14 protein-coding genes and 4 pseudogenes are annotated in these 14,405 nt (G+C 52.1%); 15 read left to right on the top strand and 3 right to left on the bottom strand.

Going from position 1 to position 14,405, the window contains the following annotated elements:
• Positions 1–116 precede the first annotated feature (116 nt).
• The 3 genes and pseudogenes from CUN63_RS03140 to CUN63_RS32625 form a co-directional block, all read left to right on the top strand.
• Positions 117–830 (top strand): hypothetical protein, encoded by a 714-nt coding sequence (locus tag CUN63_RS03140; RefSeq protein ID WP_129437119.1) that lies wholly within the window; start codon positions 117–119, stop codon positions 828–830.
• Positions 831–883: 53 nt separating this feature from the next.
• Positions 884–1,747, top strand: a complete 864-nt coding sequence (locus CUN63_RS03135) for a hypothetical protein (protein WP_129437117.1) — start codon at positions 884–886, stop codon at positions 1,745–1,747.
• Positions 1,748–2,224: 477 nt separating this feature from the next.
• Positions 2,225–2,333 (top strand): annotated as a pseudogene (locus CUN63_RS32625) (7-cyano-7-deazaguanine synthase); the annotation flags it as partial.
• On the opposite strand, the pseudogene CUN63_RS03120 reads toward CUN63_RS32625, so the two are convergent.
• Positions 2,325–2,660: pseudogene (locus CUN63_RS03120) on the bottom strand (queuosine precursor transporter); the annotation flags it as partial. The pseudogenes CUN63_RS32625 and CUN63_RS03120 overlap by 9 nt on opposite strands.
• An 11-nt stretch (positions 2,661–2,671) precedes the next feature.
• Positions 2,672–2,926: pseudogene (locus tag CUN63_RS03115) on the bottom strand (helix-turn-helix transcriptional regulator); the annotation flags it as partial.
• A gap of 461 nt (positions 2,927–3,387) precedes the next feature.
• Here CUN63_RS03115 and CUN63_RS03110 point away from each other — a divergent pair.
• On the top strand, positions 3,388–3,774 hold the full coding sequence (locus CUN63_RS03110) for a DUF6124 family protein (RefSeq protein WP_129437114.1): 387 nt from the start codon (positions 3,388–3,390) through the stop codon (positions 3,772–3,774).
• A gap of 33 nt (positions 3,775–3,807) precedes the next feature.
• Positions 3,808–4,074, top strand: a complete 267-nt coding sequence (locus CUN63_RS03105; RefSeq protein ID WP_129437113.1) for a hypothetical protein — start codon at positions 3,808–3,810, stop codon at positions 4,072–4,074.
• 360 nt (positions 4,075–4,434) lie between these two features.
• Here CUN63_RS03105 and CUN63_RS32035 read toward each other — a convergent pair.
• Positions 4,435–4,628: pseudogene (locus CUN63_RS32035) on the bottom strand (NADP-dependent glyceraldehyde-3-phosphate dehydrogenase); the annotation flags it as partial.
• A gap of 174 nt (positions 4,629–4,802) precedes the next feature.
• Here CUN63_RS32035 and CUN63_RS03095 point away from each other — a divergent pair.
• From CUN63_RS03095 to CUN63_RS03050, 10 genes are all read left to right on the top strand, one after another.
• Positions 4,803–6,215 (top strand): TolC family outer membrane protein, encoded by a 1,413-nt coding sequence (locus tag CUN63_RS03095; RefSeq protein ID WP_129437112.1) that lies wholly within the window; start codon positions 4,803–4,805, stop codon positions 6,213–6,215.
• A 133-nt stretch (positions 6,216–6,348) separates the two neighbouring features.
• Positions 6,349–8,487, top strand: a complete 2,139-nt coding sequence (locus CUN63_RS03090) for a type I secretion system permease/ATPase (protein WP_129437111.1) — start codon at positions 6,349–6,351, stop codon at positions 8,485–8,487.
• 95 nt (positions 8,488–8,582) lie between these two features.
• Positions 8,583–9,998 carry an HlyD family type I secretion periplasmic adaptor subunit gene (locus tag CUN63_RS03085; RefSeq protein WP_129437110.1) on the top strand — a complete coding sequence of 472 codons (1,416 nt, stop codon included), beginning with the start codon at positions 8,583–8,585 and terminating at the stop codon, positions 9,996–9,998.
• Complete coding sequence (locus tag CUN63_RS03080) at positions 9,995–10,258, top strand: hypothetical protein (RefSeq protein WP_129437109.1); 264 nt, start codon at positions 9,995–9,997, stop codon at positions 10,256–10,258. The genes CUN63_RS03085 and CUN63_RS03080 overlap by 4 nt, the downstream gene beginning before the upstream one ends.
• On the top strand, positions 10,249–10,473 hold the full coding sequence (locus CUN63_RS03075; RefSeq protein WP_129437108.1) for a hypothetical protein: 225 nt from the start codon (positions 10,249–10,251) through the stop codon (positions 10,471–10,473). The genes CUN63_RS03080 and CUN63_RS03075 overlap by 10 nt, the downstream gene beginning before the upstream one ends.
• Before the next feature lie 30 nt (positions 10,474–10,503).
• Positions 10,504–11,271 (top strand): hypothetical protein, encoded by a 768-nt coding sequence (locus CUN63_RS03070; RefSeq protein ID WP_129437107.1) that lies wholly within the window; start codon positions 10,504–10,506, stop codon positions 11,269–11,271.
• Between the two features lie 11 nt (positions 11,272–11,282).
• Complete coding sequence (locus tag CUN63_RS03065) at positions 11,283–11,510, top strand: hypothetical protein (protein WP_129437106.1); 228 nt, start codon at positions 11,283–11,285, stop codon at positions 11,508–11,510.
• Between the two features lie 97 nt (positions 11,511–11,607).
• Positions 11,608–12,225, top strand: coding sequence for a hypothetical protein (locus CUN63_RS03060; RefSeq protein ID WP_129437105.1), 618 nt, complete (start codon positions 11,608–11,610; stop codon positions 12,223–12,225).
• A complete protein-coding gene (locus CUN63_RS03055) occupies positions 12,225–13,439 on the top strand; it encodes a hypothetical protein (protein ID WP_129437104.1) in 1,215 nt (404 codons plus the stop codon). Before CUN63_RS03060 ends, CUN63_RS03055 begins: the two co-directional genes overlap by 1 nt.
• Before the next feature lie 228 nt (positions 13,440–13,667).
• Positions 13,668–14,279: a hypothetical protein gene (locus CUN63_RS03050; protein ID WP_129437103.1), complete on the top strand. Its 612-nt coding sequence runs from the start codon at positions 13,668–13,670 to the stop codon at positions 14,277–14,279.
• The last annotated feature ends 126 nt before the right edge of the window (positions 14,280–14,405 follow it).

Below are 14,405 nucleotides of genomic sequence, written 5' to 3'. Positions count from 1 at the left end.
CTTGTGCTAGCGTCAATCGCAGATTTGGAAACGCGCGTAAAACTGGGATTTTGCCAATGGCGGCTCAAATCGATCCTCAAGGAATTCAAAAATAAAACTCGCAAGGAAGCTCGATTATGCCGCTACAACGGCCCATTTCCTCCTTACCGGCCTATGACACCTTTGGAAATCCCTTTCAGGTGAAAGTCTGCGTCGTACCGATGACTAAAGGGTTAGCGAAACAATGGCATGAAAAGGTTCAACCTCTCGTCAATAGCAATTATTCACATGAGGGCGCGACGGACCGCAGAGTTCGCGCTGACGTTGGATGGCGTTGGCCAACGTATCTAAAACTTGTGGGGATCCATAACTACCTCACCCAGATGCCTGGTAATTGCTCCGAAAAAGGAAAGGCAATGTGCGTTGTTGTTTCGAGAGGTGAGCAAACGTTTCCGATCGGGATGCTTTCCATCGTTCCGAAATTGCATTGCAACGTCGAGGGCGTGGAGCGGCAGCGCGCTTTTACTTGGTACCTTTCCGATGCACCGTCAGAAGCTTATGAGCAGTTTTTGGGGCAGCCAGCGGTTCGTGGTGTTGCCAAGACCCTGATTGATTGCACGATTCAAGCTGCTTTGGACGAAGGCAATGACGGAGAAATGCTGTTGCATGCCGATCCCAAAGGAGGCAGTAAGCTCATCGATTTTTACGAGGCAGGATGTAAAATGCGCCGGCTCTCACCCAACAACGGCTGCGTCACGGTGATTTGGCGCAGGAGTCGCCCAGATGAATATTTCCACTTCAACGGGGCAGATGCTCGGGCATTTTCTTCTCGCTATGACGCACGGCGATAGGCGGTCATGGTTCCACTTTGCGCTACGGACTATCGGGAGGTAGAGTAAATTTTATGAATGATGCCAGACCCCAACTTTCAAAGGCCGAGCTTGCCTACGCGCTTCGCGAGATGAAGGGGTTCAATGCCGATCTGGAAACGCAAAGTGGTTACGAAGCATCGGCGGCGTTGCTCTCTGAAATAATGGCTGACCCAGTTCAGCGCGATCAGCTCGTTGCATTGCTGGAGCAATTTGATGAGTGCGGGGCGGAGCGATCGGATATTAACTGGGTAAATGATGGTTCACCTCTTGACCTGTCCTCAAGGTCATTGGTTCTGGATGATCTTTACTTTGATCTTCCAACAGGGGCTGAAGAGGCGAGTCTGATGTCGGGCTCTTCTGTTGCTACTGTCAAGAATTTCCTGAGTAAGTACAAAGAGGAAATGTCCGCTTCCAATGGTTTTAGGTATGAGTCTCCCCCGTTGACTTGTGGCACCTATATGGCGGTGGCCGAACCACGCTCGTATGATTGTCAGAGGTGTCCGGATCATATTTCTTACGATGCCGAGGCTTGGAGCCAAGTGCTGATTTTAGCGAAACAGAAGTTGCAGGAAGAGGCGACTCGCCACACTTCATTTTTATCCCGGCTTGCCCAGGTTTTTAACAGGAATGAGCCGCCGGAATGGGAAGTCGAAAAGTGCCCGATCGCCCGGGACTCTATTTTAGTTATCTTGCATCATGGCAATGATCACGCTTCTATCGGTTTTGTAGGCAGCGGTCAGAGTGCTTATGTCATGGTATCGATCAACGATACTGCGTTGACAATGAATGAGTCTTTCCTGAATACCCAAAAGTTTGCGTCTCGTATCGCGGATTTTTTTACCGATGCTCCCAAGTCCGGCCACAAAGCCATCCACCATATGCTCAAAGCATTGTGACGTGGAGTTCTTCAATCCCCCGCGCTTCTACGAGGGATTGGTGAACTGTTTTTGAGCGGCCAACCTGGCACTGGCCACCGTTAACCCATCCTGGCCATCCCGACTGCCAACCCCGGCAAGCCACGCCTCCAGCATCGTCGGATGAGCCTTCAACCACGTCTTGGCCGCCGCTCGCGGTTTGTGATGCTGATTCAACACCGCATCCATCAACTGGTTCTGGTCAACGTGAACTACTAAGGGTCTGGCGGTCCTGTGAGGCGCGTCGTGCAACCTCTTTACCGAGCAACCGAGCAACCGAGCAACCGAGCAAGCGCACGCGTTCTCCTCAACTGTTGACGCTCGGGAATCCGCATAGAACTGACACAAACGGAAATCGGAGACGGTTATTTCGGAAACCTCCCACACCCAGAGTTTGAGCTTCCCGGTAGGGTCAACGGCCCCGGCACCCTGCCGGGACACCCCAAGGAAGAACGAACCATGACCAGAAAGGCCGTTATCGTTTTCAGCGGTGGACAAGACTCAACCACCTGCTTGATCCATGCATTGCCGATGTACGATGAAATTCATTGCATTACGTTTACCGGCTTGGCATACATTTCTGAAATAGTGATCTTGCTCCATATGCTGGAAAAATATTCAAAACAGCTAAAAACATTTTTATCGCTATCTGGATGTAAATGATATTAAGTATTTCGTTATTGAGCATGGATCCGTAAAAAGCAATATAGCAAAAAATAAAGCTGTCTATTATCACCGCAAAGAAAGTGCTGAAAAACACTCGCAAAAATAGAAATCTGGAGTTGGTAAGTTCTTTTATTCTGCAAAGCAGATACGAGTTTACGTATTCGGATATTAGGAATGAGACAGAGGACGCTACTAAAATAGACGACACATGGCCAATGACTTCGTTATAGGAAGCGGCATGGAAACACTATTTTCTATAATTTCTTTTTCCTGAAAGTCTACGCTCTCTATTTCTTTATACGAGACGCCAAAAAAATCAGAAATCTTGCGAATTGTGGACTGTTGAACATTTACAACCTTTCCCTCCAATATGTTGTATATCGTAGTTCTGGTTAAGCCAATGGAATTGCATAAAGATAGCTGCGTCTCTCCTCGACTTTTTATTAAATATTTGATGTTGTTTTTTAAGTTTTCTGTTTTTTCTTTTCTGTGCATTGAAGAATTACCATTTATTTGTAGCTGCAAAAAAAGCTCCCGATCTAAACGAAACAGTCATGGTGATACTATTTGGGGGAGCCCTGCGTCCTTCATGCATGAATTATGTACAAAATAATGTCGGGCGCACGGTGGGTAAACGTTAGATAATGTTTCGCGGCGAGGCGTGCCGGCAAAATAGAGAAATTTCTTACAGAAATGAGGAAGCGGGGTGAGTTTATGTGTGGCACAGTTTTTAGCGATCAATAGCCTCTATTTTTTGTAGCTGCCGTGTTGCGTAGGGATGCGCGAATATTAACCACTTATAATCATTTTTCTGCACAGATGTTCACTTGTTTGATTAACAAAGTTAAATTTATTATTAATGTATTTACCTCTCTAATAACACGCGTACAGTAAGCAGCCTTGTCCCGGCTGGCAGTGTGGGACTTGCATTTTTTAACTTTGCAAGGAACTCTGTTATGAAAAAATTCGGCACCAATTCCGCGGAAACACCAAACGATTCCCCCAACGACACCGTCGCTTCATCCAGTCCCGCCAAAGTCACCGAACAGCTCGTCAGCGTGCCCCTGCGCACTCACACACGTCCCGCATCTGCCAGCTATTTCTTCGCCGTCGTTCCGGATGTCGACACGGAATCCCTGCTCTGTCACGCCTCTGAAACCCTCGCCTCCCTGAGTGTCATGGCCACCGATCTCGCCCGTGAACTGGAAGGCCCGCGTCGCCATGTCATTGTAGGTATTCAGCAACTGTCCGCGCTGGGCGAATTGCTGGTCAATCGAGCGCTGGACAACCTGGAACCACCCCGGGGATTGTCTGAAGGTCGTCCAACTGCCAACGCTGAATAATCGTGTGCCTTTACCCAATGGAGGTTTTTCATCATGGATCGATACATGCCTATCACTGGCATCGACTGCAACATCCCATCATTGCTGATCGACACTGAAGCACCACTGGACGTGTTGCATAAAACCGCGGCCTACCGCATTCGTACCGCAACGCAGCTGCTGGAGAACATTGCGTTTGGGGAGGGTGTCCACAGTGAGCTGGCGCGGGTGTTGGTGACTTCACTGCGCGATGGCTGTGATTTGATGGATGTCGTCGGACGACGATTGCAGGGGCAGGTTTCAGTACAGGAAAACAGGTAGTGCCGATCAATTAAGCGGTAACACGATCTGTAGCAGCTGGCGAAGCCTGCGTTCGGCTGCGCAGCAGTCGTGAAACCGGAGCGCGAGGTCTTCCTGAAAACCGCGTCGCCTGATTTCACGACTGCTACGCAGCCGAACGCAGGCTTCGCCAGCTGCTACGGTCCGTGTCGTTCCTTAACTGATCGGCACCGACAGTCGGCTCCTATAGGGCTTCAAAAAAGATGATTATTTGTTATTAATAAAATCAATGAGTTACGCATTTTTATTGAAGGATCAGCACCGTAGATTTTTCAGATTTACTGAAAAAAACATATGAAACTTTCGAAATAAATGAACCGCTCGGGCCGGGTCTGTTTCCATCCCGAGAATCACTTGTTCGTCCCATTTTCGCCGGCCATGTAGACCGGGCTGCGGACCACGGCGAGGGGGCCGTTCCAGGTTTTCAGTTCACCGTCGACGAGGTATTCGCGTTGCTCGGTCTCCCCGTCGAGGCGGTATTTTTCCGGGATGTCGCGAGCGTGAGAGAACAGGTTGCCAAGGATGTTTTGGGTGATGCGGATAAGGGGGTTATCGCCACTGCCGTGAGGTCAAGGCGTGCGAGCAGGGCTTTTTTCGAGATGATGGCTAGTGGCTACAGTTCGGTCTTGTTGCTGCCTTGGGCTCGGCGTAGGATGCTCGCCCTGATCAGCGTGGCTGAATCGTTTTACCAGAACGCGACATGGATTGTTATGACTCACCCCACCCGCTTTTTTACACCGCTGCTCATTCTTACGATAGTGACGATCCCGGTTATTGCCGATGCAAGTCCTGATCGCGCCGATTTGTTGGGGGTTTACCGTCAGGCGGTTGAACACGATGCTCAGCTTTCTGCGGCGCGCCATGATTACCAGGCTCGACGCGAAAGTGTTCCGCAAGCCCGGGCCGGGTTACTGCCCACGCTCAATGCGGGGAGCACGGTGGAGTCGGTGCGCCTGCAACGTGATGAGCCCGGCCTGACCCGCACCCGCAGCACCACGGTATTTCAGGCTAATCTCAACCAGCCACTGTTTCGTGCTGATCGCTGGTTTCAGCTCGAAGCCGCTCATGCCAGTACCGCACAGGCCGAACTTGAATTGGGTGCGAAAGAACAGGGGCTGGTGCTGACAACGGCTCAGGCCTACTTCGAAACCTTGCGTGCACTGGATTTATTGGCAGCCTCCACAGCCGAGGAAGCGGCGCTCAAGCGCCAACAGCAACAGGCCCAGGCGCGTCTGGAGAATGGGGCATCGAGCATCACCGATGTGCTCGACGCCCAGGCCGCTTATGACAATGCCGGCGCCAATCGAAAGCTCGCCGAGCGCAAGGTCGATGATGCGTTTGAGGCGCTGTCTCGTTTGACACGCCAGGAGTATTCGGCAATCGAGGGCATTCAACATCAACTGCCCGTGGAGCTTCCGGTCCCCAACGATGCCAACGAATGGGTCAGCCGCGCGGTACGTCAGAACCTTGCGTTGCAGGCCAGCAGCTACGCGGTGATTGCTGCCGAGCAAACCAATCGCCAGCGCAAGGCCGGCTATGCACCGACCGTCGATGCGGTGGCGTCCTGGCGCAAGGGCGAAAACGACAGCTTCGGTTACAGCAACCCCACCGACTTCGGGCGCAACGGCTATCGAGGAAATGTCGCGCAAGGCAGCATCGGTCTGGAGCTGAACATTCCGTTGTACGCCGGTGGCATGACTCGCTCGCAAGTGCGCGAAGCGACCGAACGTCTGGCCCAGAGCGAAGACGAGCGCGAAGACCGGCGCCGCGAAGTGGTGCAGAACACCCGCAATTTCTACCGCGCCGTCAATTCCGATATCGAGCAGGTGATTGCCCGCCGACAGACGATTCGCTCCGGCCAGGCTTCGGTCAAGGCCAATCAGGTGGGTCGTGATCTGGGCTCGCGTAATACCGCTGATGTGCTCAATGCCCAGCGCCAGCTGTATAGCGCTGTACGTGAATACAACAACGCTCGTTACGACTACATCATCGATACGCTCAAACTCAAGCAAGCGGCGGGGACGTTGAGTCCAACAGACCTGACCGATTTGGCGATGTACCTGACAAAGGACTACGACGCGGATCGGGATTTTCTGCCGCCTCAGGAGCGCAAGGCGCTCTGATCATCGATTCATACGCCTGAGTGAAATAAATCTCAGACGATGATGTCGTATTGATACTAAATGTTTCGGGTTTGATATAACCTCTTGAAAGATTTATGAATTTATTGCCGCTATGCGGCACGCATGGAAGCTTATGAGTGATCAAGGAAGGGGCGCCGAGTCGCCCACGCCAGACACCGGTCTCGTGTGTCTGGTGATGCTGGCCCGGTTTCATTCGGTGGTGGCATCCGCCGAGCAACTGGCTCACGAATTCGCTCCGGCGAATCAGCCATTCACGCAACGTGAACTGCTGCTCGCCGCACGCAAGCTGGGACTCAAGGCCAAATCGGTCAACACCACCATCCCCCGTCTGGACCGTACGCCAATGCCTGCGATTGCGGCCGATGGCGACGGGACGTTTTTCATCATTGCCAAGCTGGACCAAGGGAAGGCGCTGATTCAGGACCCGCGATCGGAGCGTCCTGAAGTCATCACCTTCGAGGCCCTGGCGGCGCGCTGGACCGGTGAACTGCTGCTGGTGCGTTCCGAGGCCGGGTTGCCGGGTGAAACCTCGCGGTTCGACTTCACCTGGTTCATTCCCGCCATCGTCAAATACCGAAAGCTGTTGGGCGAAGTGCTGCTGGTGTCCTTTGCCTTGCAGCTGTTTGCGTTGGTGACGCCGTTGTTTTTCCAGGTGGTCATGGACAAAGTGCTGGTGCATCACGGTCTGACCACCCTCGATGTCATCGCGGCTGGGTTGTTGGGCATCATGGTGTTCGAGTCCGCCTTGAGCGGTCTGCGCAGCTACGTGTTTGCCCATACCGCGAGCCGTATCGACGTGGAGCTGGGTTCGCGATTGTTCCGACATTTGATCAACCTGCCACTGGCGTACTTTCAGGCGCGGCGGGTCGGTGATTCGGTCGCCCGAGTGCGCGAACTGGAGAACATTCGCAGCTTCCTGACCGGCAACGCCATCACCTTGTTGCTGGACGTACTGTTCTCCGTGGTGTTCGTCCTGGTGATGTTTTACTACAGCGGTTGGCTGACTCTGATCGTGCTGCTGTCGTTGCCGTTGTACGTGTTGGTCTCGTTGCTCATCACGCCACTGTTGCGTGCCCGGTTGCAGGACAGTTTCACCCGTGGCGCCGAGAACCAGGCGTTTCTGGTAGAGACCGTGAATGGCATCGACACGGTGAAATCCATGGCTGTCGAGCCCCAGGCAATCCGTAAGTGGGATAACCAGATGGCGGCTTATGTTGCTGCCGGTTTCAAGACCCAGACCTTGTCCACCATTGCCAATGAAAGCGTGTCGTTGATCGGCAAACTGGTCACGGTAGCGACTCTCTGGCTGGGGGCTCGATTGGTGATTGATGGTCAGCTGTCGGTGGGCGAGCTGATTGCCTTCAACATGCTCGCCGGTCGCGTCAGCGGCCCGATCATGCGCCTGGCGCAGTTGTGGACCAGCTTCCAGCAAACCGGGGTTTCGGTGCAGCGTCTGGGCGACATTCTCAACACCCGCACCGAGCTGTCCCAGGCCACTCGTAGTGCGTTGCCGCCACTGAGGGGGCAGATCGAGTTCGACCAGGTGCATTTCCGTTATCGTGCCGACGGCTCGGAAGTCTTGCGCGGGGTCAGTCTGCAGATCGCGGCCGGTGAGGTCATTGGTGTCGTGGGGCGTTCCGGCTCCGGCAAAAGCACTCTGACGCGACTGCTTCAGCGCCTGTACGTGCCCGAGCGCGGACGGGTGCTGGTCGATGGCATGGACCTGGCGCTGGCCGACGTTTCCTCCCTGCGCCGGCAGATCGGCGTGGTGTTGCAGGACAACATGCTGTTCAACCGCAGCATCCGCGAAAACATCGCCCTGAGCGATCCGGGCGCACCGCTCGAAGCGGTGATGCATGCCGCCACCATGGCTGGCGCTCATGAATTCATTCTGGAGCTGCCCGAGGGCTACGACACCATGGTGGGGGAGCACGGCACCTCACTCTCCGGCGGTCAGCGGCAACGGGTCGCCATCGCTCGCGCCTTGATCGGCAACCCGCGGATTCTGATCTTCGATGAGGCCACCAGCGCCCTGGACTACGAGTCCGAGCGGATCATCCAGCAGAACATGCAAAGCATCTGCGCCGGCCGCACGGTGATCATCATCGCCCACCGATTGTCGGCGGTTCGCGATGCCAATCGCATTCTGGTGGTCGATCGCGGGCAAATCGTCGAGCAGGGCAGCCATGCCGAATTGCTCACGCATCAGGCCGGCCACTATTCGCGTCTGCACCGTATGCAACAGGGCTGAGCAGCCCTTCATTCACTCGTCATTGGTTTGTCGACCGCGCCTGATATCGGGCGCGGCGGCACTCACTGTATTCCGGATTCAAGGACCGATTTCCCATGAGCGCAACGCCTTCGTTATTGCAGCGTTACCGCCACGCCTGGCGAGACTCTTGGCGCCAGCGCAAACAGATGGACAGCGTGCAGCGCCTGCCACATGAAGCGCAGTTTCTTCCCGCCGCGCTGGAGTTGCAGGACACCCCCGTGCATCCGGCACCGAGAATCTTCGTCTGGAGCATCATGGGGTTCGCCGTGTTGGCGTTGCTGTGGGCCTGCATCGGCAAGATCGAAGTGGTGGCCGTGGCCTCGGGCAAGATCGTTCCGAATGGCAAAACCAAGCTGATTCAATCCAGCGAAACGGCGGTGGTCAGGGCGATCCATGTCAGTGATGGTCAGGCCGTGAAAGTCGGCGAGCTGTTGGTCGAGCTCGACCCGACGGCGGCGGACGCCGACGTCAGACGGATTCAGAGTGACCTGCTGGCGGCCCGTATCGACAGTGCCCGTAGTGCAGCGATGCTCGATGCGATCAATCAGCAAAAGCCACCGGCATCGCTGATCGGAGCGATTGCCAACGCCAACCCGGAGCAGGTGCTCAGCGCCCAGCGCTGGTTGCAAGGGCAGTATCAGGAATACCGCAGCAGCCTGGAACTGGTCGACGCGGAAATCCTCCAGCGCAGCGCCGAAATCCAGTCTGCCCAGGCCCAGGTGGCCAGTCTGCGACAAACCGTGCCGATCGCCACGCAACTGGCCGAGGACTACCAGCGGCTGTTGGCGCAACAGTACGTGGCGCGTCATGAATACCTGGAAAAGGAACAGGCCCGACTGGACCTGCAACGTCAGTTGAGTGTGCAGCAAGCCAGCGTGTTGCAATCCACCGCCGCCCAGGGTGAGGCGCGGCGTCGGCGCGAAGGTGTCGTTGCACAAAATCGCCGCGCCATGCTCGACCTGCAACAAGAGGCCAACCAAAAAGCCGCGAGCCTGGTTCAGGAACTGGCCAAGGCCCGCTATCAGGAAACCCTGACCAGCCTCAAAGCCCCGGTGGACGGCACCGTCCAGCAATTGGCCATCCACACCGTCGGCGGCGTGGTCACACCGGCCCAGCCGTTGATGGTCATCGTTCCCGCGGACCAACCGGTAGAAGTGGAAGCGATGCTGGAAAACAAGGACGTCGGTTTCGTCCGCGCCGGACAGCCGGTCACGGTCAAGGTCGAAACCTTCACTTTCACCAAATACGGCACCGTCGCCGGCGAAGTGCTCAGCGTCTCGAACGACGCCATCGAAGATGAAAAACGCGGGCTGATTTACAGCAGCCGTATTCGCCTGAAGTCCGATCACTTGATGGTCAATGGTCAGCGAGTGGCGCTGTCGCCGGGGATGTCGGTGACGGCGGAAGTGAAGACGGATCAGCGGCGGGTGATCGAGTACTTCCTGAGTCCGTTGCAACAGCATGTGGATGAGAGTTTGCATGAGCGTTGATATTTGCTGCGAAGGCGGGGAGTGCCGGTGATGCGTCTATTGAAGTGGTACTGGCGGTGATCGGTTTTATTACCGTGTTGAAGTATGGCGTGATCACGTTGATCGGCATGACTGCCGATTTCGATGACGATGTGTATACCAAGCTCTATCCCTCGCCGAATGGACATTACAGCGCCGCCCTTGTTTCCCGTTCGGGAGGCGGGGCGATAGCGCCTTTTGTGCCGATGACGTGGTTGTGTTTGACAGCCGGATGGATTTAAAAGACGTGATTAACAGTAATAACTACCGGGTTTATTCGGGCGAATGCGACAGTTTTTTTGATCATGCGCCTTCGCCGAGCATTCAGTGGGATTCTGACTTCGATCTGCGGGTTGATTTTGCGTTGGGTGGAACGCGGATGTTTAGTCGCAATGTGGATTTGCGCAGGACGGACGTGTCGGGGAAAGTGCAGGTCAGGTTTGCCGCGTATCTTTGAAGGCGTTTTTTTTTTTAGTGTGAGGTTTTTGTGAATATCAAGAAGTGGCTATTAAAAACGTGTGTTTGTATGTGGCAATTTTTACGCATTGTTGGTGGCGTTGTCCTGCTGGGTGCTTTTTTATATTTCATATATCTAATGGTTGTTTCCCCAAGGGGCTCGGAGGGCTTGGAAGAAAAGGCGGCGCAGCCGATATGTGGTCGACTCTCCGGAAAGACGCTAGTAGTTCCTCGAAGCTATGTTGTTTTTTGGGCTGAATATGAAGGCGAGAGCACCTGGGATAAAAATACGTTCCATAAAAATACTGGGTGCGACGCAAATTTTATTTCTTTACCTATGGTAGTAACTTGGCCAAGTTTTCAATCGGTAGATCACTCAAAATATTTTAGAGATGGCCTCGGGTTTGATGGTTTGGAAGTCGTGGTTACACCAATGTTCCACAATGAGTTTTATTTGCGTGCACGACGAGATGCCTTTCTTGGAAATTCGACAGGTCAACAGGTAGAGGGCGCAAGTTATATTGATGGTTTAGGGCTTTATTTGGTGAAGCGACGAGATAATACGTTTCCTGAGATTCTGAATGAATATTATTGGAGCGAAGAAGAAGGCGAAGTTCAAGCAGTATTTGAATGTTTGGGTAATCACAAAGATGTGGGCGTTTACAGTTGTCGGGGCGAGTTTCTGCTTGGTCAGTTGGATGCGCTGATCAAGATTGGCTTTACCCCGGAAAAGCTGAGCGACTGGAAGAGTATTGCGGTTTTAACAAAAGAATTTGTTCTGTCTAAAGTAGCTAACTAGCGAGTGTTTTTATGACTCAGGGATTAACGGTTGTAGAGTTGGATCATGCAAAATCCTTGCTGAGTTCAGCGGGGCCGGGTGCGATGTACGACTACCTCGCTGCCAAAGGCTACAAATATGCCGTTCTCGCTAACGGAGTTGCAAAAGGCGACTCCGTCGCGGGGGAAGTGGCCATTAACTTCATGAAAATGACTGCCAGCGATGCGGGTCATGTAATGTCTGAGGATGACGTAGCATAACCGGGAACAGACCACGTTTTTTCTGAAACTGTGCAGCGGTAAATCATCGATTTAATCGTGGTCTGTCCCTGCTTTTTCTTTTAATGAAGGATGAGTTATGAGCGGTTCGATTAGGAGGATTTTGTATTGGCTAGGCGGGGGGGGGTCTTTTTTGCTGTTTCTATTCTTCTTGATTCCAGAGCCGAAAGATAATCCGTATATGAAGATTTATTCAGCGTCGAATGGCAATGATTTCTCCGGTTGTGAGTTTTCAGATGGCAAGGGGGCGGGGGTTGTGTTTCGGTTTCAAATGGCTCCTGAAGATTGTCGGTTGGTGGATTATAGTGGTGGTGAAGTTCTCACTATTTCCGTTGAGTATCCCAGCATGAAATTAGTCAGGTCCCAAGTAGGGGGCTCAATAATTACATTCAGAATGTTTCGTGTTTCGGTTCCCCCCTATGACACTACAGCTATTTTTGAGGGGCGCAGCCCTGTCAGAACGTTAAATGGAATGAGGGTTTATCAGTTCGGTGGGTTCGATACGTTTAGGTTCACAGGCGATGATGGGGTGGAGGTGGCTGTTAGTTCGTCGGATAGGAATTTCATCGCTAAGCGGTTGATGGGTGATTTAAGAGTTTCTTATCAGTATGAAAGTGCTGATGATGATTTAAAAAAAATGGATGTTTTCGCGTTGAATTTTCTCAAGCGAATTATTTTTGAAGTAGGTAAGGATTAATGAATACCATAGATATGGAATCGACACAACTGGCCAGATTGAAGGTGTTGCAAGATAAAAACGATTATCAAGGCATATATGGTTATATGCATGAGGTGGTGAGTCAGCAACTGTCTGTTACGACCGATACTGCTGCTGCTCAGGAACTAAAGACCATCGCTAACTGGCTCGTTGCTGCAAAAAGTATCAACTCAAATGACCATAGCTTTTACAGTGATATGGTTCGCGGTTCTATGAGTTTTGCTGTGGTATCGAAAGGGCGAGTTTTGACAAGTGCTGGTTTTCAAGCAGCGTCAGACTCTCTGGCACATGAAGTGGCAGGTCATGTATTGGCAGGCAAGGGTATTCCGCCATTGGATGTGATCATTAATGCTGATGTAAACTCTGCTGTTGAAAAATTGAAATTGAATAAATGGAACTGGGCCGGCACTATCGGTGATGTGCTACCACCGCCTGCTGGATTGGGGCAGGACTTTGTACAAATAGCCGGTGAGGGGAGGGTTGACTATGCAAAAAATATAACGATTGCACTGTTGCAGAATATGGCAGGCTTGAATCGCTTCTTGGGTAGTCTCGATACGCCCTTTGATTCTCTTCCCAATTGGAAGCGAGCGCGGGATCTGAAAGAGTTTTTGGACATTCAAATAGACAGAATATTTGGGAGTCATGATGACGTTATAGTTACTTCTGAGCCCCAGCAACTGGTTCAAATCGACATTAACGCGAACCCGCAACCGCAACCGCAAACCCAAATTCAGGGCGAAAGCAAAGCCCAGCAAGACGTCGCCAACGGCTTCATCCAAAACGCCGCGACGCACAACATCTTTGCTCTCGGCGGGATTCTCAACAAAACCGATTTCACCTCCACCCAAATGGCCAGCCTCGCCTCAGGCGGTATTCGTCCCGGTGAAATGCAGCTTGATCTCAACGCTCGGCCCAACACCTACCTGTCGAATTTCTACCAAGCCCCAAACAGCACCAAACCGGATTTCAGTCTGCGCAGTGCCGTGACCCTGAACGGTTTGTCGGCGATGTCGACGTTCAACACTTACGTTGACCCGCTGTTGCTGGATCTGACCGGCAATGGCGTGCACATGACCGACATCCGCGACGGTGTGCTGTTTGATACCGACCACGGAAAAAGGGGACAGATTTATTTCTCTGAATGGTTCTGGCTTCAGAAAATAAACCTGTCCCCTTTAGTGATCGTTTGATGTTTCTTTGAAAGATTTACGGGTGTCTTATCAGTATGCGCGTAAGCATGAAGACATAAGGTCGATGAATAGGTTTGTTATACACTTTTTTAAGCAAGTGTTAGTTGATTAAGGGTTTATGGGTGAGTGGGAAAGAGGACGGATTTATTTTTAGGTCGGCTGTGGGTTTAGAAAATGAATCTGCCGCTTTTATGTTTTTTTTATTATGAGTTTAATGAAGGATGAGTTATGAGCAGCCTGATGAGGAAGTTTTTGTATTGGCTAGGCGCTGGAATGGCTTTTTCGTTATTCCTGTTTTTCTTGATTCCAAAGCCGAGAGATAATCCATACATGAAGATTTATTCTTCGTTGAATGGTAGTGACTTTTTAGGTTGTGAGTTCTCAAGCGAAGAGCGATCAGGAGTGAGGTTTCGGTTTGATATTACTCCCGAAGAGTGCAGGTTTATAATTTATCAGGGAGGGGCTGGTGTTCGGTTTTACATCGACTATCCAAGCTTAAAAGTTGTCCGTGCTGGTGGTGAGAAAGAATTTCCTGTTTTGTTTTATATGGAGCGCGTTTCCATGGACGAGTTTGATGCAGATAGGCATTTGGCAGGAAAAAAACCAATTTCAGTTAGGGACGGAATTGAAGTCTATGAGTTTAGCGGTTCTGAAGAAAGGAAGTTCGCTGGGAAAGATGGGGTTCCTGTATATGCTTCGGACTACATAGAGACGATTCGGGCAAGTAGGTTGTACAAATCGGGGTTGTTGGTTTTTTATCAGTACCCAAAGGAGCTTACAGATATCAGGGCGATGGATGACTTCGCTCTTGATGTTTTACGTAAGAGAGTGGTTGAATAATAAGATGGGTGGCATTGGTAGTGTTTAATGATGATCAGTTAAAAGAATTGCAACGGCTGTCGGATAAGAAGGACTATCCAGCAGCATATGACTATAGGAAAAAGGGGGCTAGGAAAAAGGGGACAG

The sequence above is a fragment of the Pseudomonas sp. ACM7 genome (assembly GCF_004136015.1).
GTDB lineage: Bacteria > Pseudomonadota > Gammaproteobacteria > Pseudomonadales > Pseudomonadaceae > Aquipseudomonas > Aquipseudomonas frigoris.
Note: the sequence above shows the minus strand (reverse complement) of the source record. Positions and strands in the feature narration are given on the sequence as shown.

Excerpts from the sequence above, each read along its gene's own strand:
- CUN63_RS03135 (WP_129437117.1), top strand. The coding sequence starts at position 884 with ATGAATGATGCCAGACCCCAACTTTCAAAGGCCGAGCTTGCCTACGCG.
- CUN63_RS03085 (WP_129437110.1), top strand. The coding sequence starts at position 8,583 with ATGAGCGCAACGCCTTCGTTATTGCAGCGTTACCGCCACGCCTGGCGA.
- CUN63_RS03065 (WP_129437106.1), top strand. The coding sequence starts at position 11,283 with ATGACTCAGGGATTAACGGTTGTAGAGTTGGATCATGCAAAATCCTTG.
- CUN63_RS03105 (WP_129437113.1), top strand. The coding sequence starts at position 3,808 with ATGGATCGATACATGCCTATCACTGGCATCGACTGCAACATCCCATCA.
- CUN63_RS03110 (WP_129437114.1), top strand. The coding sequence starts at position 3,388 with ATGAAAAAATTCGGCACCAATTCCGCGGAAACACCAAACGATTCCCCC.
- CUN63_RS03050 (WP_129437103.1), top strand. The coding sequence starts at position 13,668 with ATGAGCAGCCTGATGAGGAAGTTTTTGTATTGGCTAGGCGCTGGAATG.
- CUN63_RS03140 (WP_129437119.1), top strand. The coding sequence starts at position 117 with ATGCCGCTACAACGGCCCATTTCCTCCTTACCGGCCTATGACACCTTT.
- CUN63_RS03075 (WP_129437108.1), top strand. The coding sequence starts at position 10,249 with ATGGATTTAAAAGACGTGATTAACAGTAATAACTACCGGGTTTATTCG.
- CUN63_RS03055 (WP_129437104.1), top strand. The coding sequence starts at position 12,225 with ATGAATACCATAGATATGGAATCGACACAACTGGCCAGATTGAAGGTG.
- CUN63_RS03095 (WP_129437112.1), top strand. The coding sequence starts at position 4,803 with ATGACTCACCCCACCCGCTTTTTTACACCGCTGCTCATTCTTACGATA.
- CUN63_RS03060 (WP_129437105.1), top strand. The coding sequence starts at position 11,608 with ATGAGCGGTTCGATTAGGAGGATTTTGTATTGGCTAGGCGGGGGGGGG.
- CUN63_RS03090 (WP_129437111.1), top strand. The coding sequence starts at position 6,349 with ATGAGTGATCAAGGAAGGGGCGCCGAGTCGCCCACGCCAGACACCGGT.